Origin of the sequence: Pseudomonas sp. Sample_9 (assembly GCF_004307535.1) — a bacterium.
Lineage (GTDB): Bacteria > Pseudomonadota > Gammaproteobacteria > Pseudomonadales > Pseudomonadaceae > Aquipseudomonas > Aquipseudomonas mercuritolerans.
The window spans coordinates 1-5,766 of sequence record NZ_RAZO01000439.1; the positions used below are offsets into that span (position 1 = coordinate 1).

Annotated in this window: 3 protein-coding genes; 1 reads left to right on the forward strand and 2 read right to left on the reverse strand. The window is 61.5% G+C overall.

Features of this window, described 5'->3' with window-relative positions; genetic code table 11:
* Positions 1–61: 61 nt before the first annotated feature.
* Positions 62–373: a YqfO family protein gene (locus D6877_RS25135; RefSeq protein ID WP_095050948.1), complete on the reverse strand. Its 312-nt coding sequence runs from the start codon at positions 371–373 to the stop codon at positions 62–64.
* A gap of 5 nt (positions 374–378) precedes the next feature.
* Positions 379–4,275, reverse strand: coding sequence for a phosphoribosylformylglycinamidine synthase (purL, locus tag D6877_RS25140; protein ID WP_130912453.1), 3,897 nt, complete (start codon positions 4,273–4,275; stop codon positions 379–381).
* Between the two features lie 285 nt (positions 4,276–4,560).
* On the opposite strand from purL, the gene mltF reads away from it, so the two are divergent.
* Positions 4,561–5,766 (forward strand): membrane-bound lytic murein transglycosylase MltF (mltF, locus tag D6877_RS25145; RefSeq protein ID WP_130912454.1); only part of this gene is annotated, 1,206 nt, incomplete at its 3' end.

Consider the following 5,766-nt stretch of genomic DNA (forward strand, 5'->3'; position numbering starts at 1 on the left):
CAACAAAAAACCCGCAGACAATCACTCATCTGCGGGTCTCCCGTTCAAGCAGCAAAGAAGATCAGAAATCCTCCAGCCGCCACACTTCATAAGCCGGCGTCTCATACGGATGACTGAGCTTCAACGCCGCCACAACAGCCACGATCAACTCATCCGCCACCACAAGCTCAACCTTCCATTCCTCAACCCGCTCAACCTGCCCCGCCTCACCGATGAACGGCTGACTGCCGTCCAAAGGCCGAAACTGGCCAGAGCCAAGCACCTGCCACGCACAGTGGTCATAGTCACCGATCCGCCCACCACCGGCAGCGAACACAGCCCCTTTGACCACCTCGACATGACTGTCAGGAACAAAAAACGCCAGCTTGTACACGACGATCAGTTAACCCACACGCGAGCATTACGGAACATGCGCATCCATGGCGCGTCTTCGTTCCAGTCTTCCGAACGCCACGAATTCTGCACCGCACGGAACACACGCTCCGGGTGCGGCATCATGATCGTCACGCGGCCGTCACGGCTGGTCAGGCCGGTGATCCCGCGCGGCGAGCCGTTCGGGTTGGCCGGGTAGGCTTCGGTGACCTTGCCGTGGTTGTCGACGAAACGCATCGCCACGCAACCGGACAGATCGGCTTCCAGCAGTGCTTCTTCGCTGGCGAACTCGGCATGCCCTTCACCGTGGGCGATGGCGATCGGCATGCGCGAACCGGCCATGCCCTGCAGGAAGATCGAGTTCGATTCCTGGATCTGCACCATCGCCACCCGCGCTTCGAACTGCTCGGAGCGGTTGCGCACGAAGTGCGGCCAGAACTCGCTGCCCGGGATCAGCTCGTGCAGGTTGGACATCATCTGGCAACCGTTGCACACGCCCAGCGTGAAGCTGTTGTTACGTTCGAAGAAGCCCTGGAACGCATCGCGGGCGCGGCTGTTGAACAGCGCCGACTTGGCCCAGCCCTCACCGGCGCCGAGCACGTCGCCGTAGGAGAAACCACCGCAGGCCACCAGGCCCTTGAACTCGTTGAGGTCGACACGACCGGCGAGGATATCGCTCATGTGCACGTCGATCGCGCTGAAACCGGCGCGGTCGAATGCGGCGGCCATTTCCACCTGACCGTTGACGCCCTGCTCACGCAGCACGGCAACCTGTGGGCGGATGCCTTTCTTGATGTAAGGCGCGGCGATGTCCTGATTGACGTCGTAGCTGAGCTTGACGCTCAGGCCCGGGTTGTCTTCTTCAAGCAGCGCGTCGAATTCCTGCTCGGCGCAGTCAGCGTTGTCGCGCAGACGCTGGATCTGGTAGCTGGTCTCGGCCCACTGACGCTGGAGCAGACGACGCTGGCCTTCGAACACGGTGTCACCGTTGAAGGTGATGTTGATCTGGCCATTGTTGATCGGCTGACCGATCACCGACACGCAGTCGCCCAGACCGGCGGCGCTGAATTGCGCGAGGATGTCCGGGGTGGCGTCCTGGCGAACCTGGATCACCGCACCGAGTTCTTCGTTGAACAGGATCGCGGCGATTTCCGAAGCGGATTCGGCAACGCTGTCCAGGTTCAGGCTCAGACCGCAGTGGCCGGCGAAGGCCATTTCCACCACGGAAGTCAGCAGACCACCATCGGAACGGTCGTGGTAGGCCAGCAGATGACCGTCGGCATTGAGGCCCTGGATCACCGCGAAGAAGGCTTTAAGGTCTTCGGCGTCATCGACGTCCGGCGCATGCTGGCCGAGTTTGCCGTGGACCTGTGCGAGGATCGAAGCACCCATGCGGTTCTGGCCGCGACCGAGGTCGATCAGGATCAGGTCGGTGGTGCCCTTGTCCATGCGCAGTTCCGGGGTCAGGGTCTGACGGATGTCAGCCACTGGCGCGAAACCGGTCACGATCAGCGACATCGGCGAGGTGACGGTCTTGTCTTCGCCGTTGTCGTTCCAGCGCGTGGCCATGGACATCGAGTCCTTGCCCACCGGAATGGTGATGCCCAGCTCAGGGCAGAGCTCCATGCCGACCGCTTTTACGGTGTCGTAGAGACGCGCGTCTTCGCCCGGGTGGCCGGCAGCGGACATCCAGTTCGCCGACAGTTTGATGTCGGAGAGCTTGTTGATGCGCGAGGCGGCAATGTTGGTGATGGTTTCGCCGATGGCCATGCGGCCCGAGGCCGGCGCGTCCAGCAGAGCCAGCGGAGTACGCTCGCCCATCGCCATCGCTTCACCGGTGTAGACGTCGAAACTGGTGGCGGTGACGGCAACGTCGGCCACCGGCACCTGCCACGGGCCGACCATTTGGTCACGGGCGACGAGGCCAGTGATGGTGCGGTCGCCGATGGTGATCAGGAAGCTTTTGCTGGCCACGGCCGGGTGATGCAGAACGCGTTCGATGGACTCGCTGATGTCGAGGTTCGACGGATCGAAGTCATCGCCCAGCTCGGCTTCGCGAACCACCGAACGGTGCATGCGCGGTGCCTTGCCCAGCAACACTTCCAGCGGCATGTCCACCGGGTTGTTGCCGAAGTGGCTATCCGTGACAGTAAGCTGCGGTTCGGCGGTGGCTTCACCGACGACGGCAAACGGGCAACGCTCGCGTTCGCAGATCGCCTGGAAGCGCTCGAAATCTTCCGGGCCGACCGCCAGCACGTAACGTTCCTGGGATTCGTTCGACCAGATTTCGTGCGGGGCCATGCCCGGCTCGTCATTCGGGATGTTGCGCAGTTCGAAACGGCCACCGCGGTCGCCGTCGTTGACCAGTTCCGGGAAGGCGTTGGACAGACCGCCCGCGCCGACGTCGTGGATGAAGCTGATCGGGTTCTTGTCGCCCAACTGCCAGCAACGGTCGATGACTTCCTGGCAGCGGCGCTCCATTTCAGGGTTTTCACGCTGCACGGAAGCAAAATCCAGATCCGCCGAGCTGGTGCCAGTGGCCATCGACGAAGCCGCGCCGCCGCCCAGACCGATCAACATCGCCGGGCCGCCGAGGACGATCAGCTTGGAGCCGACGACGATCTCGCCTTTCTTGACGTGCTCTTCGCGGATGTTGCCCATGCCGCCAGCGAGCATGATCGGCTTGTGGTAACCGCGCACTTCGTCACCGTGCGGAGTGGTGATCGATTGTTCGAAGGTACGGAAGTAGCCAGTCAGGGCCGGACGACCGAATTCGTTGTTGAACGCAGCGCCGCCGAGCGGGCCTTCGATCATGATGTCCAGCGCGGTGACGATGCGCTCAGGCTTGCCGTACGGCACTTCCCACGGCTGTTCGAAGCCCGGGATCTGCAGGTTCGAGACGGTGAAACCGGTGAGGCCGGCCTTCGGCTTGGCGCCACGACCGGTTGCACCTTCGTCACGGATCTCGCCGCCGGAACCGGTGGATGCGCCCGGGAACGGAGCGATCGCGGTCGGGTGGTTGTGGGTTTCAACCTTCATCAGGATGTGCACCGGCTCCTGCACCGCGCCGTACTGGCGGGTTTCAGGGTTCGGGAAGAAGCGGCCGGCAACGTTGCCGACGATCACCGAAGCGTTGTCCTTGTAAGCGGACAGCACGCCTTCGCTGTGCATCTGATAGGTGTTCTTGATCATGCCGAACAGGCTTTTTTCCTGGCTCTGGCCGTCAATGTCCCAACTGGCGTTGAAGATCTTGTGGCGGCAGTGCTCGGAGTTGGCCTGGGCGAACATCATCAATTCGATGTCGTGCGGGTTGCGCTTCAGACCATTGAAGGCGTTGACCAGATAGTCGATCTCGTCTTCGGCCAGGGCCAGGCCCAGCTCGGTGTTGGCCTTTTCCAGCGCGGCGCGGCCGCCACCGAGGATGTCGATGGCGGTCAGCGGCTTCGGCTCGGCATGGCTGAACAGACCGGCGGCCTGCTCGAGGTTGGCCAGCACGATCTGGGTCATGCGGTCATGCAGCGCGTCCGAAATCAGCTGGGCTTCGGCTTCGCTGAACTGCCCTGCAACATAGAAGGCGATACCGCGTTCCAGACGCTGGATCTTGCTCAGGCCGCAGTTGCGGGCGATGTCGCTGGCCTTGCTCGACCACGGCGAGATGGTGCCGAAACGCGGCAACACCAGAAACAGACGGCCGGTAGGCTCTTGAACCGGAACACTTGGGCCGTACTTCAGAAGGCGCGCTAGCACCTGCTGTTCGTCGCCGGTCAGGACGCCGGTGACTTCGGCGAAGTGAGCGAATTCAGCATACAGGCCAGTGACAGCTGGAACCTTCTGGCTCAGTTGCTCAAGGAGTTTGCTGTGGCGAAAGGCAGAAAGGGCAGGAGCGCCGCGCAGGATCAACATCTTCGGGACAGCCTCGGGAAGGGGTGTGCTTTGAGGCCGTGCATTCTAGCCTAAACCGACCTCAACATCACCCGAAACGCTACGCACGGTTGCACTCGGGTAGCAATCTGTGTTTCTGCCTTCGGGGTCAGGTAAATCGAGCGTTTCAGCATGGCTTATTTTTACTGTAACAAAATGCCCTGAAGGCCCGTATTCAAGGGATTTCGCTCGGATTTGTGATCGCTAGCAGACTAGTCCTACGCTGTCGAGATATGGCGCCCGTGGCCGTTTGCGTATACTGCGCAGATGTTTTTCCCAACGGCTTTGCGTCCGCGATACGCCAAATGGCTGATCGCAACCGGACTCTTCCTGGTGCTCGGTGGCTGTGTTGATAAACCCAACACACTCGAGCGCGTAAAGGAGGACGGTGTGCTGCGCGTGGTTACCCGCAACAGCCCCGCCACCTACTTTCAGGATCGCAGCGGTGAAACCGGCTTTGAATACGAGCTGGTGAAGCGCTTTGCCGACGATTTGGGCGTCGAGTTGAAGATCGAGACGGCCGACAATCTCGATGACCTGTTCAACCAGGTCGGCAAGCCAAACGGCCCGGTACTCGCGGCCGCCGGTCTGGTCAGCAGCGATGAACGCAAGAAGCAGGTGCGGTTCTCCCACTCCTACCTCGAAGTCACCCCGCAGATCATCTACCGCAACGGCCAGTCGCGGCCCACCGATCCGGCGGATCTGGTCGGCAAGAAGATCACCGTGCTCAAGGGCAGCACCCACGCCGAACAACTGGCCGCGCTGAAACAGAAATATCCCGGCATCGAATACGAAGAATCCGACGCGGTTGAAGTGGTCGATCTGCTGCGCATGGTCGATGAGGGCCAGATCGACCTGACACTGGTCGACTCCAACGAAGTGGCGATGAATCAAGTGTACTTCACCAACATCCGCGTGGCCTTCGACCTCGGCGACGCGCGCAGCCAGAGCTGGGCGGTCGGCCCGGGCGAAGACAACAGCCTGCTCAATGAAATCAACGCCTATCTGGACAAGGTGCAGAAGAACGGCACCCTGCAACGCCTGAAGGACCGCTATTACGGCCATGTCGATGTGCTTGGCTACATGGGCGCCACCACCTTCGCCCAGCACTTGCAGCAGCGCCTGCCGAAATACGAACAGCACTTCAAGAACTACGCGAAGAAAGAGAAAGTCGACTGGCGCCTGCTCGCCGCCATCGGTTATCAGGAATCCCTGTGGCAGCCGACGGTGACCTCGAAAACCGGCGTGCGCGGTCTGATGATGCTGACCCAGAACACCGCGCAGGCGATGGGCGTGTCCAACCGCCTCGACCCCAAGCAGAGCATCATGGGCGGCGCCAAGTACCTGGCTTATATGAAAGATCAGCTAGACGATTCGATCCAGGAACCGGATCGCACCTGGTTCGCCCTGGCGGCGTACAACGTCGGCAGCGGCCATCTGGATGACGCGCGCAAACTGGCGGCGAAGGAAGGC